This is a genomic window from Promicromonospora sp. NPDC057138 (genome assembly GCF_042670845.1).
In the GTDB taxonomy this organism is placed as follows: Bacteria; Actinomycetota; Actinomycetes; order Actinomycetales; family Cellulomonadaceae; genus Promicromonospora.
This window is the reverse complement of sequence record NZ_JBHUUX010000094.1, coordinates 1-17705: the sequence shown is the minus strand read 5'-3', so window position 1 is coordinate 17705 and position 17705 is coordinate 1. Positions and strand designations below refer to the sequence as shown.

Sequence of the window (17705 nt, the reverse complement as noted above, 5' to 3'; positions counted from 1 at the left end):
GTCGTTTGATTGACCGATCTCGAGGCAACCGACCGATCTCGCGGGCAGGGGCGTGCAACTGACCGAAGTCACAGCCAGCAGTCGGCGCGTCAGTCCGGCAGCACCGACCGCTCCAGCCCCCGCGAGCGGTAGTACTCCAGCAGGCGGTCCCAGCCGATCACCCCCGCCGACCGCGCCCACGCCTCCCAGCAGCCCGCCAGCCGCACGACGACGTCGGCGTGGCCCGCCGCGAGGTCGTGCGTCTCGCCGCGGTCCGCGACGATGTCGTACAGCTCCCACGGCTGCCCGGCCTCGCGCACCAGCTTCCACCGGCCGTGCCGCACCGCGGCGTTGCCGAGGTGCTCCCAGAACAGCGGCCGCTCGACGGCGGCCTCGCCCCGCCACTGGTCGAGCATGCTCGCGCCCGCCATGCCGCCCGCGTCCCCGCCCACGGCGCGCAGTACCGTCGGCGCGACGTCGACCACGTGGCCCGGCCCGCCCGTGAGGTGCCCGGCCAGGACGCCGCCCGCGGGCCACGACGCGATGAGCGGCGAGGCGATGCCGCCCTCGTGCACCCACCGCTTGTACAGGCGGAACGGCGTGTTCGACAGGTGCGCCCACGACCGGCCGTAGCTCGCGTAGGAGTCCTCCGGCCCCGGCACGACGTCGGGGGAGTTGCCCACCTTGACCGCCCGCCCGTCGCGCGTCGTCGGCGGGGACACCTCCCGGGACAGGCGGCCCGACGGCATGGGCAGCGCCTCGGCGCACGCCCCGTTGTCGGAGCAGAACACCACCAGCGTGTCGTCCAGCGTGCCCTGCGCCTCGAGCTGGTCCAGCAGCGCCCCCACACCCCGGTCCATCGCCTCGACCTGCGCCGCGTACACGGCCATGCGCTCGGCCTCCCACCCCGGGTCGGGCGTCTCGGCCCATGCCCGCACGCGCGGGTCGCGGCGCGGCAGGGCCGACGTCGTCGTCAGGCCCAGCCGGTGCTGCTGGGCGAGCCGGCGCTCGCGGAGCCGGTCCCAGCCGGCGCGGTAGCGCTCGCGGTACTTCGCGACGTCGGCCTCGCGTGCGTGCAGCGGCCAGTGCGGCGCGGTGTAGGCGAGGTAGAGGAACCACGGCCGGCCGCTCGCGTGGGCGCGCTCCACGAAGCCGCGCGCGTACCGCGACAGGTCGTCGGTGAGGTAGTAGTCGCCCGCGGTGGCCGACGGCGGCAGCCGCTCCTCGCCGTCCACCAGCGGCGGGTCGTAGTAGCTGACGGCCCCGGGCAGGACGCCGTAGAACTCGTCGAACCCGCGGCGGGTGGGCCAGGTCTCGTCGGGGGCCGACGTCCGCGAGGAGAGGTGCCACTTGCCCGCGAGCGCCGTCGTGTAGCCGACGGCGCGCAGCCGCTCGGCGAGGGTCGGCGCGGCGGGGTCGAGGGAGCCGCGGTACCCGTGGGGGCGGTCGTCGCTGGTGAGCACGCCGACGCCGACGTCGTGCGAGTGGCGCCCGGTGAGCAGGGCGGCGCGGGACGGGCTGCACCGGGGCGTCGCGTAGAACGAGCTCATCCGGACGCCGCGCCCCGCGAGCCGGTCCAGGGCCGGGGTGTCGATCTCGCCGCCGAACGCGGCGAGGTCGGAGAACCCGAGGTCGTCGGCGAGGATGACGAGCACGTCGGGGCTGCGGGTCACGGCCCCTCCGACCCGGCGGAGCCCGTGGCCGGCCAGGTGACCTGGACGTTCGGCAGCTCGATGTGGTCCGGTACCAGGCGGGTCCGGATCGTGCCCAGGCCCTCGATGCCGGCGGTGAGCTCGAGCCCGGCGGCGTACTCCTCGCGGGTGACGCGCAGCCGGGCTGCCGTCGCGCCGAGCGTGATCACGTCGCCCGGGAACAGGGTGATCATGCGGGAGATGGTGGCCAGCAGCTCGCGGGGCCCGGCCGCGTAGGCCGCCGTCGAGCCGCGCACCTCGGTGCTGTCCGTGTCGGGTCCGTCCGCGTGCCGCCCGCTCGCGCCGGCCTCGCCGGTCCGGGGATTGTCTACGGGGCCCTCCACCCGCAGCAGCATCTCGCGGCCGGACCAGCCGCCTGGGTCGGCCGGCCCGCCGACCGGCGCCAGGGGCCGCGGCGCGGGCAGCACCACGTTGAAGCCGTCGGCCCACCGCCCGTACACGGCGCCGATGCCGCGCTCTCCGGCGCGGGCGGGCTCCGAGACGGCGTCGTGAAAGGACTGGTCGGACACGGACACGAGCGGCGTGTACCCGAGCACCAGGTCGTCGAGCCGGGGCTCGTCCGGCGGGGGGTCGGAGACCAGGCGGCGGAGCACCAGCGCCAGCTCGATGGCGATGACGAGGTCGGTCGCGCGCGGCGGGACGCGCACCTCCGCGCCGGCCGACAGCGCCGAGGCCGGGCCGTTCAGGAAGCGCGGCACGGCGAGGCGGGGCAGGCCGTCCGGGTCGGGCGCGTCGTCGCCGCCGGTGTTGCCGAAGGCGGTCCAGAAGTGCCGAGCCCCGGCGACCGACCAGTTCTCGGGCGATCCGACGGCGGTCGTGCCGGGCCGGGCGCGCTCGTGCAGGGCGAGCTCGCGCACGGCCCACGAGGAGTGGCGGGTGAGGTCGGGCGCCGGCCGGACGGCGCCGGCCGGGACGCCGGAGTCGGCGTCAGGCCCGGCGTCCGGCCCGGCGTCGACCACCACCGGGTTGGCGAGCGCCCCCACGGACTCGATCTCGACCTCCAGGCTGGTGCCCGCGGCGATCTGGTCGGGTGTGACGGGCAGGCCGTCGACGCCCATGGTGCCGAAGTGGATGACGTCGCCCACGTGCAGCGACGCGAACGACGAGTACCACGCGACCACCCGCTCGATGCCCAGCAGCGCGGCGCCGCTGTGCGCGCGGTCGCGGGTGCGGCCCGACTGCCGGGTCCACATCAGGAGGTTGTACGGGTCGCCCACCTCGTCCTTGGTGACGAGGTACGGGCCCATGGGGCACAGCGTGTCGGCCTTCTTGCCGCCCCACGAGGCGGTGGCCTGGTACAGCCAGTCCTGGTAGCCGCGCGGCAGCGAGTACCCGGCGCCGGCGTTGCCCGGCACGGCGGAGTAGTAGTGGGTGCCGGACACGTCGTCCACCACGGTGTAGCCCGCCACGTGCTCCATCGCCCGCTGGACCGGGATGTACCGCCCGGCCCGGCCGATCACCACCGCGAGCTCCACGTTGTAGGCCATGCTCGGCAGGTGGTTGCCGTGCCGCATGACGACGGGCGCGCCCGGCCCGATCACCGCCCCCTGCGGCCGCTGGTGCCCCAGCGGGAACAGGTTGACCAGCGGTACGCCCGGCTTGTTGCGCAGATGCGACGGCGAGTTGGTCACCAGCCCCCAGCACAGCCGGGGGCGGGGGACGGGGGCGAGCAGCTCGACGTCGCCGGTGCGGTGGCCCGTGCGCGGCAGGATCGTCGCGTCCGTCTGCGCGGCGAACCGCTCGACGGCGGCCACCAGCCGGGACAGGGCGACCAGGCCGGCGTCGTCCAGGGCGAGGAAGCCGACGAGCGTGTCCGGCCACTGCCCCGCGAGGAACCGCGGGGCAGCGGCCGGGCCGGACGACGGGATGGCCGCGTGGGCCGCCAGCGCGGCCTCGGCGCGGGCGGGCTCCAGGAGCCACTCCCGCACGCCGGGGCCGCCGTCGGGCCCGCCGCCGGAGCGGGCCTCGGGCCCGGCGCCGGGCTCTCGTACGACGACGCCCCAGGTCTCGACGTCCGCGACCAGGAAGCTGGCCAGCCTCACGCGTGTCCTCTCGTAGTTCCTCTGCTCACGACTGCTCCTCGGCCCCCGGCACCTCGACCGTGGCACCGTTCGCGGTGAGGTACCCGGCGACGATGACCCGGTACCAGTGCGTGCCGTCGGAGACGGCGAGCGTCGGGAACGGCCCGAGCGCGTCGGGCACCATCACGATGCCACCGGCGATGGGTTCCGGCAGTTCGGCGACGGGGTTCGGGACGAGCTGGAGGCGGTGGGTGTGGACGGTTCGCATCCGCAGCTCGGCCGAGCCGAGGTCGCGCTCGTTGTCGGTGGTGGGCACCACGCCGTCGGCCCCGACCCGGACGGTGGCCACCGCGTTGGCCTCCGCGGTGGCCGCCACCAGCTCGACGGCCGCGGCACCCGTGTCGCCCGCCGGCACCACCCGCACGCCGCCCTTCACGCCGGGCCCCGCGCCCGCGACCTGCGCGGACGCCGCGAGGAAGCTGCCGTAGGCGTCGCCGTCGGCGTACCCGTCGGGGGCGGTGGCCCGGATGACCGACGCCCCGTTCCTGGCCGAGGTGAGCTCGTTCTCGTTGACGCCGGCGGTGCGCCGCTGGATGTAGCAGCCCTCGCCCACGGTGCCCGCCACGAGGACCGGCGCGTCCGGGGCCAGGGTGTTGCCGCTGATGGTGGAGCCCGTCAGGGTGCCCGTCACCCGCACCGGCGGGTTCCCGGCGACGGTGTTGGCGCCGAACGCGTTGCCCATCACGGTCAGGTTCGCGGCGTTCCCCGCCACCCGCAGCGCTGCCCGGATGATGCTGTGCTCGAGGTTCCAGTTGTCGAACGAGTTCGCCGACACCGTGATCTCGGACGCCGACTGCTCGAACGCGATCGGGTCCAGGTTGACCCAGTTGAACGTGTTCCCGGTGATCGTGATGTTCTGCGCGTCCACGCCGCGGAACAGGATCGCGTTCGGGGGCCGGTTCCCGCCCGGCTCCACCCCGCCGCCGCCGATCACGTTGCCCGTGATGGTGAGGTTGGTGCCGCCCGCCGTGACGTCGATGGCCGGGCCGGAGGCGTGCTCGATGACGTTGCCGACGATCGCGGAGTTGATGATGCCGCCGGTGAAGAACCGCCGTCCGATGTCGACGAGGTTGTTCGAGATGACCGCGCCGCGGAAGTTCTCGTTCTCCGCGCCGGTGACCGCTATGCACTGGCCCATGCTGTGGAAGTGGTTGCCCTCGATGAGCCACTTGCGCATGCCGTACGGCAGCAGGTGCACGTCGCCGCCCTCGGTGCCGCCCGTGGGCCACTGCACCGTCAGGGCGGTGTTCGAGATGGCCACCAGGTTGTTGGTGAAGACCAGCCCCCGCCCGATGTGCAGCACCGCCCGGTCGAAGGACGCGAACGTGCACTCGGTGATCGTCGCGTCCATGTCGTCGGTGTTGTTGGTCCGCGAGGTGTGCACGGCCACCGAGTTCGGCGTCCGGGACCGGGTGATGAACGACAGCCCGCGCAGGCCGCACAGCGGGGCGTGCATCTCCAGGCCCGTGCCGTCGAAGTCCACCAGGATCAGCGACGTGCGCCCGCCCATGGTGCCCTGGCCCGCGAGGGTGATGCGGTTGAGGTTCATCGGGTCGGTGAACTCGGTGTCCGGGACCACCAGCGACGACGTGATGCGGTAGGTCCCGGGCGGGAACCAGACGATCTTGCTGAGCCGCTCGAACTGCGCGTCGATGGCGGCCTGGATCGCGGCGGTGTCGTCGTTGACGCCGTCGGCCACGGCGCCGAACTCCTGCGGGGTCGTGGCCCCGGAGATGTCGAGCGTGGCGAGCGCGGGGTCGTCGAGGCCGGGCGGGTCGGACGGGCCGGGGTCGGGCTGATCAGGTGCGGCGGAAGCGGCCGGCAGGGGCAGGGCGACCGCCCCCGCGGCGGTCGCCAGGCCGGCCAGGCCTGCGGTCCAGAGCATGTTCCGTCGGGTCACGGGCTGGTGCATCGTTGCGTTCCTTCCGTTGACGGGAGTGCTGGTCGAACCGGAGCGGTTCGGACATCGAGGGCTGGGACGTCACGAGCTGGGCCGCGAGGGGCCGACGGGGTCGGCTCAGACGAGGTACTCCTCGAACGGCGTGAGAAACGCGTGCAGGGCGTCCCGCTCGCCCGGGTCGCACGCCAGCAGGGGCGGCGCCACGTGCGGCGGGCACAGGCCGCGCCGCGCGAGCACGGCCTTGATCGCGGGGGTGCCGGGGCGCACCTTGTGCAGCCCGGTCAGGTCCGTCAGGACCTGCTGCAGCCGGGCCACCTCCGCGGCGTCGCCCGCCTGGTGCGCCGCCATCAGCGCGAGCGCGGGCCCGGGGGCGATGTTGGCGACGCCGGGCACGATGCCGTGCGCGCCGAGGTCCAGGGCGGCCGCGAGCTGGGTCTCGGCCCCCTGCCCGACGGCGAAGCCCGGCCTGCGGTCGGCGATCCCCACGAGGTGCTCCAGCAGGGCCAGGTCGCCCGAGCTGTCCTTGATGCCGACCACGTGGTCCAGGTCCGCCAGCGCGTCGGCGATCCCCGGCGTGATCGGGTTGCTGTACCGGGGCGCGTTGTACGCCACGACGGGCAGCCAGACGCCGGCCACCGCCGCGTAGTGCGCCACGATCTCGTCGCCGCGGTGGTGGAAGTAGATCGGCGGGCTGAGCACCAGCGCGTCCGCGCCCGCCGCCGCCGCGGCCTCGGCGCGTTCCAGCACGTCGAGCGTGCCGGCCGCGGTGACGTTCACGGTCACGATGCCGTCGTAGTGCCCGACGGCGGCCTTGCCCAGCTCCCGCCAGTGCCTGATCACACCGGCCACGAACGGGCCGACGTCGGACGCCGGCACCAGCGGGCCCTCGCCGTTGCTGCCGAGCAGCATCAGCGTGCGCACGCCGCTCGCGTACAGGGCGTCCAGGAGCGGCGCCGCGCGCTCGGCCGACGGGCGGCCGTCCGGCTCCATCGGGGTCACCAGCGGCACGGTCAGGCCGGTCAGCAGCGGGGTTCCGGTCAGCATCAGTACCCCTTGACCTCGGGCCAGGCGAGCTCGAACCCGTCGGCGACCAGCTCGGCCTGGAACGCCGCGAGCAGCGCGGGGTCGCCGTGCACCTGCGCCGGCTCCACGCCGCGGTCCAGGCAGTGCGCGGCCAGCGCCCCGGCGGCCTCCCCGGCGTTCCACTCGACCGGGTGCAGCCGGTAGCAGCCGTTCGTGATGTGCGTGGTCCCGATGTTCTTGCCCGCCGCGAGCAGGTTGCGCACCCGAACGGGCAGCAGCGCGCCGAGCGGGATCTGGAACGGGCTGGACGGGACGTCCAGGTAGTTGTCCCCGCCCGTGCTGGGGTGCAGGTCGATGCGGTACATGCCCACGCCCACCGAGTCGGGGTAGGCCACGGCGCCTGCGGCGCCGCGGACCGTCAGCGACAGGTCCTGCTCCACCACCGTGGTGCGCGCCCGGATGCGGCGCGACTCGCGGATGTACACCGTCTTCGCGAACCCGTCCTGGGTGCCCATGACGTCCGGCCGCAGGCGCAGGCCCGGCCAGCCGGTGCCGCCGTCGGGCCGCGGCGCCTCGGTCTGCAGCCAGTAGAGCATGCTCAGGGACTGCTGCCGGGCGCCCGCCAGGTGCTCGTCGCGCTCGGCGTCGGGCACCGGGTCGGACGCCGGACCCACCAGCGGGCCCGGCAGGTAGTCGATCATCGGCCAGTTCACGAGCGTGACGTCGCTCGCGGCGAAACCGTCCTCGAACTGCTCGCGGGCCACCACCCGGCGGAACAGCCACAGGTCCCGGTCGCCCGGGTCGGCGCTCTGGTCGGCCACCACCGGCCCGCTGTGCCCGTGCGGCACGAACGTGCGGACCAGCGGCTCGAGCGTGCGCGGGTCCGGGGCGGTCAGGCTGAGCATGCGGTCCGGCCAGTAGTCCGGCCGGTAGTCGCGCCAGAGCTCGTACTGCTCCGGGCGGTCGATCGTGTGGTCCTCGCCGTCCCGGTGCTCGACGGCGAACACCCACGAGAACGCCTGCTGGTTACCCGGCTGCGCGACGTCGGGGGCGCTGGGCTCCCCGGTCTCGGCCTGCGACTCGAACCCCGTCACATGCTCGACGCCGGCCAGCGGCAGCAGGTCGCCCAGCTCCGTGGCGTCCAGCACGTACGGCGCCGCGACCGTCACCAGCGCGCCGTCCGGCCCCTCCAGCGTCACCGCCGCCACGCGGTCGCCGTCCGACCGCGCGGCCACCGGGCGGTGCTCGAACAGGACCCGCAGCCGGCCCGACGACAGGTACGGCGCGACCATGGCGTCCAGCACCGCCGCCGCGACCCGCGGCTCGTAGCACAGGCGGCTCACCCGGCCGAGGCCCGGGTTCAGGTCCACGACCTGGCGGGCCGACGCCGTCAGCGGGTACCACGCGCGGTAGTACTGCCGCACCCCCTCCCGGAACGCCCGGTAGGACCGCGTGCACCCGAACTGCTCGATCCACGGGTGCTCGTCCGGCGGGACGCCCTGCGCGCTGAGCTGCCCGCCCAGCCAGTCCGTCTCCTCGGTCAGCACCACACTCCGCCCCCGCCGCAGCGCGGCGAGCGCCGCGGCAACCCCGCCGGCCCCGCCACCCACGACCAACACTTCTGTCCCCACCTCCCGCCCACCCCGTCGTTGAGTGCTGGATATTTGCGCTGTCGAATCGTTCTGAGAGGACAAATATCCAGCACTCAGCTGGCTCGGCTCCCGCGCGGGCGTCACGCCACTCCCTCCAGGTCGTGGGCGGCTCGCAGGAGGGCCTGGGTGTACGGGTGCTGCGGGGCGGTGAACAAGTCCTCCGCCGACGTGTCTTCCACCAGCACGCCGCGGTGCATCACCGCCACCCGGTCCGCGATCTGCCGCACCACCGCGAGGTCGTGCGTGATGAACAGGACCGACAGGTCGTGCTCGTCCCGCAGGTCCACCAGCAGCCGCAGGATCTGCGACTGGACCGACACGTCCAGCGCCGAGACCGCCTCGTCGCACACGAGCAGCCGCGGACGCAGCGCCAGCGCCCGGGCGATGCTCACCCGCTGCTTCTGCCCGCCCGACAGCGCCGACGGCCGCCGCCCCGCCACGCTCGCGTCCAGCCCGACGTCGGACAGCACCCGCGCCAGCGCCACGCTCCTGTCCCCAGGAGGCGCCACCGACGGGTGCACCCGCCACGCCTCGCGCACGATCGCGCCCACGGTCATCCGCGGGTTCAGCGACGACCCCGGGTCCTGGAACACCATCTGCACCGCGCGGTGCAGCTCCGGGGACCGCTTCCGGAGCGGGCCCAGCGGCCGCCCCTCGAACGCGATGCTGCCCTCCTGCGGCGTCACCAGCCCCAGCACGCACCGCGCCACCGTCGACTTGCCGGAACCCGACTCGCCCACCAAGGCCACGGTCTGGCGCGCGCCGACGTCGAGGTCGACGCCGTCGACCGCCTGCACGGTGGTCCGGCGCTCGCGGACCGACCGGCGCGGGCCGGCGAACGCGACGCGCAGGCCACGGATCTCAAGCACGCTCACGGGGGGAGACCTCCTCGGCGAAGTGGCAGGCGCTGAACCGGCCCGGGGCCACCTCACGCGGCGCCGGAACCTCGGTCGCGCAGCGGTCGGCCGCCATCGGGCAGCGGGGGTGGAACGGGCACCCGGAGGGCCGGGCGAACGGGCTGGCGGGCGCGCCCGGGAGCGGCTCCGCGATCGCCGTCCGGCTCGTCACCGCCGGGACGTTCGCCGCGAGCGCGCGGGTGTAGGGGTGGTACGGGCGGTCCAGCACGGCGCGCGCCGGGCCCTGCTCGCAGACCCGGCCCGCGTACATGACGACGACGTCGTCGGCGACGTGCGCCATGACCCGCAGGTCGTGGCTGACCAGGATCATGGCCAGGCCCTCGCGCTCCCGCAGGTCCGCGAGCAGCGCCAGGATCCGGGCCTGGGTGGTGACGTCGAGCGCCGTGGTGGGCTCGTCCGCGATGACCAGCTCGGGCCGGCCCGCCAGGGCGATGGCGATCATGACGCGCTGGCGCATGCCGCCGGACATCTCGTGCGGGTAGGAGTCGGCCTGCCGCTCCGGCTCGGGCAGGCCGACGCGTGCCAGCAGCTCCAGCACGCGGGTGCGGACCTGGGCCCGGGGGAGGCGCTCGCGGCGCAGGATCTCGCCCACCTGCCGCCCCACGGACTGGATGGGGTTGAGCGCGGCGGACGGGTCCTGGAACACGACGCCGATCTCGCGGCCCCGCACCTGGCGCCGCCGCCGCTCGGGCGCGGCCAGGAGGTCCTGGGACTTCCACCGCACCGCGCCCGACGCGGTGGCGGTGTCCGGCAGCAGCCCGACGACGGCCATCGCCGTCATCGTCTTGCCGCTGCCGGACTCGCCGATCAGGCCGGTGGTGTGACCCGCCGGCACGGTGAAGGAGACCCGGTCGACCACTGCCCCCGCGGGCAGCACGACCTCGAGGTCGGTCACCTCGAGCATCGGGGTGGTCCGCTGGCCCGCGGGCGCCACCGCGACCAAGTGGTCGGCCATCTTCGTCATTCCCTTCGTCAGCCCCTCGGGTCAGCCTTCGGAGTGGTCAGCCTTCGGAGTTCGTCACGTGCGTGAAGTACGGGATGCTGTCGCCGGCGGGCTCGAAGCCCTCGACGCCCTCGCGCCACGCGTACGGCATGCCGACGAACATGGGGTACATGCCCACGGCGTCGTCCCAGATGATCTTCGTGGCCTGGGCGTACAGGTCGTCCCGCTCGGCGGTGTCGCTCGTCGCCTCGGCGTCGGCCAGCAGCGAGTCGAGCTCCTTGTTGCAGTAGCCGGTGCGGCCCGCGGCGCACGGGTACAGGCGCCCGAGGTTCGTGGCGGCGTCGTACCCCTGCGAGCCGACCTGCTGCAGGTTGATGTCCCACTTCATCGCGAGCAGGTCCTCCAGGAACACCGCCTGCTCCTTCTCCAGCGGTTCCACCTTGACGCCGATCTCGGCGAGGTCGGAGGCCACAGCCTGCGCGAACTGCCGGAACTGCGGCTGGGAGAACTGCATCTGGAGCGTCGTGTCGAAGTCGAAGCCCGCGTCCTCGAGGGCCGCCTTGGCGGCGTCCGGGTCGTAGGCCACCGGCTCCTGCGGCGCGTAGCCCAGCACCACCGGGCTGACGACGGAGTCCGCGGGGGTGCCCGACTCGGGGAACAGCGACGCCGAGATCTCCTCGAAGTCGACCGCCTGCCACAGGGCGCGGCGCACGGCGGCCTCCTTGAGCGTCTCCTCGCCGCTGTTCATCCACATGGTGACGACGCCCGGGCCCTCCACGGTCTCGACGGTGAGCGAGGTGTCGCCCTGCAGGGCGGCGATCTGGTCGTCGGGGATGGCCCAGGTGACGTCGACCTCGCCGGTCTGCAGCGCCGTCATGCGGGCCGAGACCTCCGGGATCGACTGGAAGACCAGCTCCTGCAGCTCCGGCGGGCCGTCCCAGTACGTCGGGTTCGGCGTCATCGTGAGCTCCTGGCCGGGCGTGAACGAGTCCAGGACGAACGGCCCGGAGCCCACGGGGTCCTGGAAGAACGCCTCGTCGACTCCCGCCGGGGTGACGAAGAACGACGAGATCTTGGCGACGAACGCGGCGTCCGGCTTCCCGGCGTCGAACACCACCGTGCTGTCGTCTGTCGCCTCGGCCTTGTAGTCGACGAAGTTGCCGGCCAGCGGGCCGTTGAGGTCCAGGACGCGCTCGAACGAGGCGACGACGGCGTCGGCGTCGACCGGCGATCCGTCGGAGAACTCCACGCCGTCGCGCAGCGTGAAGGTCCACTGGCTGGTGTCCTCGTTCGGCTCCCACTCGGTGGCCAGCTCGCCCGTGAACTCGTCCGGGCCGGTGCTGATCACGAGCTGGCTGAACAGGGCGCGGGCCGCGAGCTGCGTGCCGGCGTCCATGCTGGACGGGCCGTGCGGGTCCAGGTTCTCGATGGGGATGGGACCCGCGGCGGTGAGGGTGCCGCCGCCGGCGTCGTCGCCGGGACTGTCGCCGTCGGAGGCGCCGCAGGCGGTCGTGGCCAGAAGGGTCAGTGTGAGGGCGAGGGCGGGTACCGCTCGCCGGGTGCTGAGCTTCATCGCTCGTTCCTTTCAGCGTGGTGTGTCGACGTCGTGCGCGTCAACGGTGCGCGAAGCGCTTGGTGAGGCGGTCACCGACCAGGCCGATGCAGACGACCAGGACGGAGAGCGCGATGCCTGGGAAGGCCGAGATCCACCACGCGGTGGCGAGGTACTCCTTGCCGCCGGCGATGCTCTGGCCCCAGGACACGATGTACGGGGGCAGACCGAGGCCGAGGAAGCTCAGAGCCGCCTCGGACAGGACGACGGAGGCGAGCTCCATGGTGGCCAGCGCGACGACCGGCCCCGCGAGGAACGGCACCACGTGGCGCGTCAGGACGGCGGGCGTGCGCACGCCCATGATCCGGGCGGCGTCGACCCAGTCGCGCTCGCGCACCGACAGGGCGACGCTGCGGGACAGCCGGGCGAACCCGATCCAGCCCGCCACCGACAGGGCGATGATCACGACGTCGACGCCGCGGTCCAGCAGGCCGGCGATGACGATGGCCAGCAGGATGCCGGGGAACGCCATGAGGACGTCGATGGTGCGGGCCACGGCGACGTCGGCCAGCCCGCGCGCGTAGCCGGCGACCGCGCCGAGCGCCACCCCCACGACGCTGCAGATCAGCACCACGACCGTCCCGATCATCAGGGAGGTGCGCGCCCCGTGCACGACCTGCGCGAACACGTCCCGGCCGACGCCGTCGGTGCCCAGCCAGGCGGTGCCCGACGCCGTGGCCGAGCCGGGCGGCAGGAGCCGCTCGGTGACCACCGTTGCCACCGGGTCGTACGGCACGAGGTAGGGGCCGGCGACCGCGGCGAAGACGTAGAGGCCGATGATCACGTAGATCACCCAGCCACCCGCGGAGCGCAGCCCCGCGGAACGCAGCCCTGGAGAACGGAGCCCTGCGGAACGGAGGCTCATCGGCGGGCCTCCAGCCGGATGCGCGGGTCGAGGCGGGCGTAGGCGAGGTCGGCCGCCAGGTTGAGCACGATCACGCAGACCGCGATGAGCACCGTGGCGGCCTGCACCACCGCGTAGTCGCGGTTGCCGACCGCGCCGACCAGCAGGTTGCCGAGCCCGGGCCAGGCGAACACCGTCTCGATGACGACGGCGCCGCCGAGCAGGGTGCCGATCTGCAGCCCGACCACCGTGACCACGGGAACCAGCGAGTTCTTCAGCACATGGCCTGTGAGCACCTCGCGCTCGGTCAGCCCCTTGGACCGCGCGGTGCGGACGAACGCCTCGGACATCGTCTCGGCGACCCCGCTGCGCGTGATCCGCCCGACCAGGGCGGTGAACGGGATGGACAGCGTGACCGCGGGCAGGATCAGGTGCTCCAGGTCGCCGCCGCCCGCGCTGGGCAGCAGCCGCAGCCACAGCGCGAGCACCAGGATCAGCATGATGCCGACCCAGAACGGCGGCAGCGCCTGCAGCCCCAGCGTCGCCGCGGAGGTGGTGCGGTCGACCAGGCTGCCGGGCCGGTGCCCGGCCACCACGCCGAGCACGATCCCCACGAGTATCGCGATCACCGTGGCCGCCAGCGTGAGCGTGACGGTGGCGGGGAACCGTTCGAGCACCGCCTCCATCGCGGGCCGGCCGTAGCGGTAGGACTGGCCGAAGTCGCCGCGGACCGCATCACCCAGGAAGCTCAGGTACTGGACGAGGAGCGGCTGGTCCAGGCCCAGCGTGTGCCGCAGCTCGGCGATCTGCTCGGGCGCGGCGTCGGGCCCGAGGGCGACCGTGGCCTGGTCGCCCGGCGCGATCCGCACGATGAGGAAGACGGCGGTGAGCACGCCCCAGATCGTGAACAGCCCGATCGCGAGGCGGCGCAGCAGGAAGCTGACCATCATCGCGGTCTCCCGACCGAGTCGCCGTCGACCGGGGCGCAGGCGACCGAGAGCTGGCGCGGGCCGTCGTCGGAGTCCAGGAGCTCGAGCAGGAGGCGGACGGCGACGCGGCCCATGTCCTCGCGGGGGAGGGTGAAGCGGGTCCAGTCGCGGCCGGTGCCGGTGCCCGCGCCGCTGGGCGCGGGGTCGCCGAGCAGGGCCACGGACAGGTCCTCGGGGATGCGCACGCCGGCCTCGGCGGCGACCCGTTCGAGGGCGGCGATCGCCTGGTCGTCCTCGCTGGGCTCGACCAGGAGCGCGGTCACGCCGCCGGCCAGCCACTGCCCGAGCAGCGCCGCGAGCTCGGCGTCGGGCGAGCCGTCGGGCAGCTCGTGGATCGGCTGGTCCGGCAGGCCGGCGTCGGCCAGGCCCTCCCGGAACCCGGCCTCGCGGTCGCTCGTGGGCTCCTGGTGGTCGGCGGGCCGCAGGTAGGCGAGGCGCCGGTGCCCGAGCCCGGTCAGGCGGTCCACCATGTCGCGCGTCGCGCCCACGTAGTCCGGTGCGACATAGGAGAGCTGCACGCCGGGGACCTCACGCCGTCCGACGAAGACGAAGGGGAAGTCCTCGTGCACCAGGTCGGCGAGGACCGCGCGGTCGATGTGCCGGCCGAGCAGCACGCAGCCGTCGGCGATCTTGAGCCGGTTGATGCCGTCCGAGTAGATGCGGCGCTCGCCTGAGGTGACGGAGCTGAACAGCAGCAGGTCGTAGCCGAACTCGGCCGTGGCGTCCTCGACGCCGAGGAGGAACGGGAAGTAGAAGTCGCGCTGGTCGACCGGGAACACCGACTCGAACGTGTACAGGCCGAGCATCCGGTTGCGCCCGCCCTTGAGGCTGCGCGCCGCGGCGTTGACGGTGTAGCCGAGCTCCGCGGCGGCGTCGAGCACCGCGTGGCGAGTATGCTCGGCGACCTGGCCGCTGGCCGGGCCTCCGCTGATCACGAGGGAGACGGTGGCTTGGGAGACACCCGCGAGACGCGCGATGTCCACCTGGGTGGGACGCCGACGTTGGCTCATAGCACGCTCCTCGGGTGACCGGCATCGTTACCGGTTCTTAATACGTATTAGTGCCTAGCGATTGTCACAGTATGCATCCGGGTGCTGAGCGTCAAGTGGCTGCCAGAGAGTGAGGCTGCCAGGACACGACGGAACGGGGCGGGCATGCGCGAGATCCGGGCGGACGACGACGTCCTGACGTGGGCGGGCGCCGTCGACGTCGAGCACACGCCGGGCTGGTCCCGGGCCTGGCGGCTGCCGCACGACCGCATAGCGCTCTTCCCGGGCGGCGAGCTGCGTTCTCGCGCCGCGATGCCCGCCGGGGTGCGGCTGGTGCTGGGCACCGACGCCCGGGTGCTCGCGGGGCTGGCCGCGGTCCAGGGCGTCGAGGTGCCGCTCGACGCCGTGGTGGACGGCGCGATAGTCGCCTCCGCGCCCGTCGGCCCGGAGGGAAGCTTCGTGCTGGACCTGCCGCCGGGGGACAAGCTGCTGGAGCTGTGGCTGCCGCAGTTCGGGACGTTCCGGCTGGTCAGCCTCGCGGTCGAGGACGGGGCGCGGGTCTGGGCCGCGTCGTCGAAACCTGCGGGCGGCTCGGCCCGGCCGAAGCTCGTGGCGTACGGCAGCTCCCTGACGCAGTGCCGGCAGGCGGCGTCCCCGGCGAGGACGTGGCCGGCGCTCGTGGCGCGCGAGCTCGGTCTGGACCTGACGTGCCTCGGCTTCGCGGGCGAGGCGCACCTGGACCCGATGGTCGCGCGCGTGGTCCGGGACCTGCCGGCCGACGTCGTCGTGGCCTGCCTCGGCATCAACGTGTACGGGGCGGGATCGTTCAGCGAGCGCTCGCTGCTCCCGGCGCTGCTCGGGTTCCTGAGCACGGTCCGCGACGGCCACCCGGGCGTGCCGGTGCTCGTGATCTCGCCGCTGGCCTCACCACGGCGGGAGGACCGGCTGGGGCGCGCGGGCCTGACCCTGGCGCAGGTGCGCGACCAGGTCGCGGACGCCGTCGGCCTGTTGACCGCGCACGGCGACCCGGACCTGCACCTCCTCGACGGGCGCTCGGTGCTCGGGCCGGATCATGCGCACCTGCTGGACGACGGCCTGCACCCGGGGCCCGCAGGCTACGAACTCATGGCGTCGGTGATCGGCCCGGTGGTCCGGAAGCTGTTGGTCGGGTAAACCCACCGGCAGGACGGGGGACACCCGGCTGTCTCCCGGACCGCCGTCCGACCAGCATCGACGCATGACCGAAACCGCCGCACACCACCCGCCCACGACCCAGCCGCTCCGGACGATCGCGGCCGGAGCCTTCGCCCTGGCCGTGCTGGCGGGGATCGCCGAGGCCGTCGTCGCCGTCACCTCGATCGTGGCCCAGCAGGAGTTCGACGACGCCGTCCTCACGCAGGTGATGGTCCGCGGGCTGATCTTCGCCGCCGCCCTCGCCTGCGCCTGGTTCCTCGCCCAGGGCCGGCGGTGGGCGTGGTGGGCGCTCCTGCTCGGCCTCGGCGTGGTGGGCCTGGCCTCGATGGTGCTGCCGATGGCCGCCGCCCTGGCCGACGGCGCCTCCTGGTCGACTGCCTTCGAGGGCGATGTCTCGCCGGCCTTCCCCGTGATCCGCGCTCTGCACATCATGTTCGTCCTGGCGGGCGTCGCCGTGATGCTGCGCCCAGAGGTTCGCGCGAGCCTGGCCCCGACCCGCCGTCATGCCCTGACCTGAGGCCGGCCGACGGGCTGAGTCTGATTCAGCAGGCGCGAGGCAGCCGTTATCGCGCAGGTGATGGCCTGCCCAAGCCTGCTGAACCGGAGTCAGTCCGGCTACCCGGGGCGGAGGTCAACCGCGGCGGAGCTCAGCCGCGGAGGAACCCGCCCACGACGGCGAGGAACTCGGCCGGGGCCTCGTCGTGCACCATGTGGCCCGCCGGGATCTCGACGAGCCTGCCGTCGGCGACACCGGCGGCGAAGTCCTTGAGGTCCGCCTGGTCGACGCTGCTCGTCGGGCCGCCCGCGACGACGAGCACCGGCACGTCGATGCGCAGGGAGTCGTCCCACCAGGCGGGGTCCGGGTCGCTGCGCTGGGCGCGCAGGGCGTTCACCAGCGGCCAGTCGAACGGGACGGGGTGGTCGGGCTCGTCGAACGGCTCGAACGTGGGCCCGCCAGGCCGGGTGGGCGTGGCGTCCTCCAGCACGAGGCGCGTCACGCGCCCGGGGGAGCCGGCGGTCAGCGCCATGGTGGTCAGGGCGGCCGTGACCGCCCCCATCGAGTGCCCGACGACGGTCAGCCCGCCCGGGGCCGGCGCCATCGCGTCGCAGAAGGCGAGCGTGTCGGCGGTCATCAGCTCGTAGCTGTACGCGCCGGGCCGGTCGCTGTCGCCGTGGCCGCGCGCGTCGGGCGCGAGGACGCGGTAGCCGAGGCCCGCCAGATCGTCCAGGAGGGGGTCCCAGGAGAGCGAGCTCTCGCCGAGGGCGTGCAGCAGGAGCAGCGTCGGTGCGTCCGGGTCCCCCGCCGTGCGGTAGGCCAGGCGCAGGTGGCCGACGTCGACATGGTGGACCGGGTGCAGGGGTGCGGAGCTCATCCGGGCAAGTATGCCGAGCGCGCGGGCGCCGTCGGGCCGCGGGCACACGACCGGGGCGAAAATCCGCTGACTGCGTACGGACCCGGCCGATATGGTCGGGCGTCGCTGATGCACCGACGGGAGGTGAGACGCGTGAGCAGCAACAAGAAGAACCGGGACCGGGCCCTGGACCGAGCCCGGTACAAGCACGCGCTCCCCGCCGAGGCGGTGCGGGAGCGCGCCGAGCACGCCCGCTCGGGCGCGGCCGGCGTGCACGCCGACCAACGGGCCCGGACCTACCGGACGGGTGCGACCAACCGCGTGGGCTCGCGCTCGTCGCGGGTCCGCGCGGCGATCCGGGCCGACCAGCGCTGAGCTGCGCTGGCCCGCCGTCCAGACCTGCGCTGAGTTCGGTCCGTTGCACTGACGCCTGGCCGAGATCGGTCGCTTGCTTCGAGATCGGTCCATTAATTGACCGATCTCCGAGCAAACGACCGAGCAAGACGGACGGGGCCCCC

At 73.9% G+C, this 17705-nt stretch carries 15 protein-coding genes; 3 read left to right on the top strand and 12 right to left on the bottom strand.

Annotation, left to right across the window (positions count from 1 at the left end; translation table 11 throughout):
* Positions 1–89: 89 nt before the first annotated feature.
* From ACFT2C_RS27420 to ACFT2C_RS27370, 11 genes are all read right to left on the bottom strand, one after another.
* Entirely contained in the window at positions 90–1652 is a 1563-nt protein-coding gene (locus ACFT2C_RS27420; protein WP_377210264.1) for an arylsulfatase, read from the bottom strand.
* Complete coding sequence (locus ACFT2C_RS27415) at positions 1649–3733, bottom strand: fumarylacetoacetate hydrolase family protein (protein WP_377210263.1); 2085 nt, start codon at positions 3731–3733, stop codon at positions 1649–1651. Before ACFT2C_RS27415 ends, ACFT2C_RS27420 begins: the two co-directional genes overlap by 4 nt.
* 25 nt (positions 3734–3758) lie before the next feature.
* Positions 3759–5684 (bottom strand): glycosyl hydrolase family 28-related protein, encoded by a 1926-nt coding sequence (locus ACFT2C_RS27410; RefSeq protein WP_377210262.1) that lies wholly within the window; start codon positions 5682–5684, stop codon positions 3759–3761.
* Between the two features lie 105 nt (positions 5685–5789).
* Positions 5790–6716 (bottom strand): dihydrodipicolinate synthase family protein, encoded by a 927-nt coding sequence (locus tag ACFT2C_RS27405; RefSeq protein ID WP_377210261.1) that lies wholly within the window; start codon positions 6714–6716, stop codon positions 5790–5792.
* Entirely contained in the window at positions 6716–8314 is a 1599-nt protein-coding gene (locus tag ACFT2C_RS27400) for an FAD-dependent oxidoreductase (protein WP_377210260.1), read from the bottom strand. Before ACFT2C_RS27400 ends, ACFT2C_RS27405 begins: the two co-directional genes overlap by 1 nt.
* A 113-nt stretch (positions 8315–8427) precedes the next feature.
* Positions 8428–9222, bottom strand: coding sequence for an ATP-binding cassette domain-containing protein (locus tag ACFT2C_RS27395; protein WP_377210259.1), 795 nt, complete (start codon positions 9220–9222; stop codon positions 8428–8430).
* A complete protein-coding gene (locus ACFT2C_RS27390) occupies positions 9209–10219 on the bottom strand; it encodes an ABC transporter ATP-binding protein (RefSeq protein ID WP_377210258.1) in 1011 nt (336 codons plus the stop codon). The genes ACFT2C_RS27395 and ACFT2C_RS27390 overlap by 14 nt, the downstream gene beginning before the upstream one ends.
* 46 nt (positions 10220–10265) lie before the next feature.
* Positions 10266–11780, bottom strand: a complete 1515-nt coding sequence (locus ACFT2C_RS27385; RefSeq protein WP_377210257.1) for an ABC transporter substrate-binding protein — start codon at positions 11778–11780, stop codon at positions 10266–10268.
* A 40-nt stretch (positions 11781–11820) separates the two neighbouring features.
* Positions 11821–12684 (bottom strand): ABC transporter permease, encoded by an 864-nt coding sequence (locus tag ACFT2C_RS27380; protein ID WP_377210256.1) that lies wholly within the window; start codon positions 12682–12684, stop codon positions 11821–11823.
* A complete protein-coding gene (locus tag ACFT2C_RS27375) occupies positions 12681–13613 on the bottom strand; it encodes an ABC transporter permease (RefSeq protein WP_377210255.1) in 933 nt (310 codons plus the stop codon). The genes ACFT2C_RS27380 and ACFT2C_RS27375 overlap by 4 nt, the downstream gene beginning before the upstream one ends.
* Positions 13610–14662, bottom strand: coding sequence for a LacI family DNA-binding transcriptional regulator (locus tag ACFT2C_RS27370; protein ID WP_377210254.1), 1053 nt, complete (start codon positions 14660–14662; stop codon positions 13610–13612). The genes ACFT2C_RS27375 and ACFT2C_RS27370 overlap by 4 nt, the downstream gene beginning before the upstream one ends.
* Before the next feature lie 144 nt (positions 14663–14806).
* Between ACFT2C_RS27370 and ACFT2C_RS27365 the strand changes: the two genes are divergently transcribed.
* Together ACFT2C_RS27365 and ACFT2C_RS27360 are read left to right on the top strand one after the other, a co-directional pair.
* A complete protein-coding gene (locus ACFT2C_RS27365) occupies positions 14807–15814 on the top strand; it encodes a GDSL-type esterase/lipase family protein (RefSeq protein WP_377210253.1) in 1008 nt (335 codons plus the stop codon).
* 64 nt (positions 15815–15878) lie between these two features.
* Complete coding sequence (locus tag ACFT2C_RS27360) at positions 15879–16352, top strand: hypothetical protein (RefSeq protein WP_377210252.1); 474 nt, start codon at positions 15879–15881, stop codon at positions 16350–16352.
* Positions 16353–16482: 130 nt separating this feature from the next.
* Here ACFT2C_RS27360 and ACFT2C_RS27355 read toward each other — a convergent pair whose 3' ends face one another.
* The gene (locus ACFT2C_RS27355) at positions 16483–17208 is read right to left on the bottom strand and encodes an alpha/beta fold hydrolase (protein WP_377210251.1); all 726 of its coding nucleotides are present in this window, start codon (positions 17206–17208) and stop codon (positions 16483–16485) included.
* Between the two features lie 132 nt (positions 17209–17340).
* Here ACFT2C_RS27355 and ACFT2C_RS27350 point away from each other — a divergent pair, with 132 nt between their 5' ends.
* The gene (locus ACFT2C_RS27350; RefSeq protein WP_377210250.1) at positions 17341–17562 is read left to right on the top strand and encodes a hypothetical protein; all 222 of its coding nucleotides are present in this window, start codon (positions 17341–17343) and stop codon (positions 17560–17562) included.
* Positions 17563–17705 lie beyond the last annotated feature (143 nt).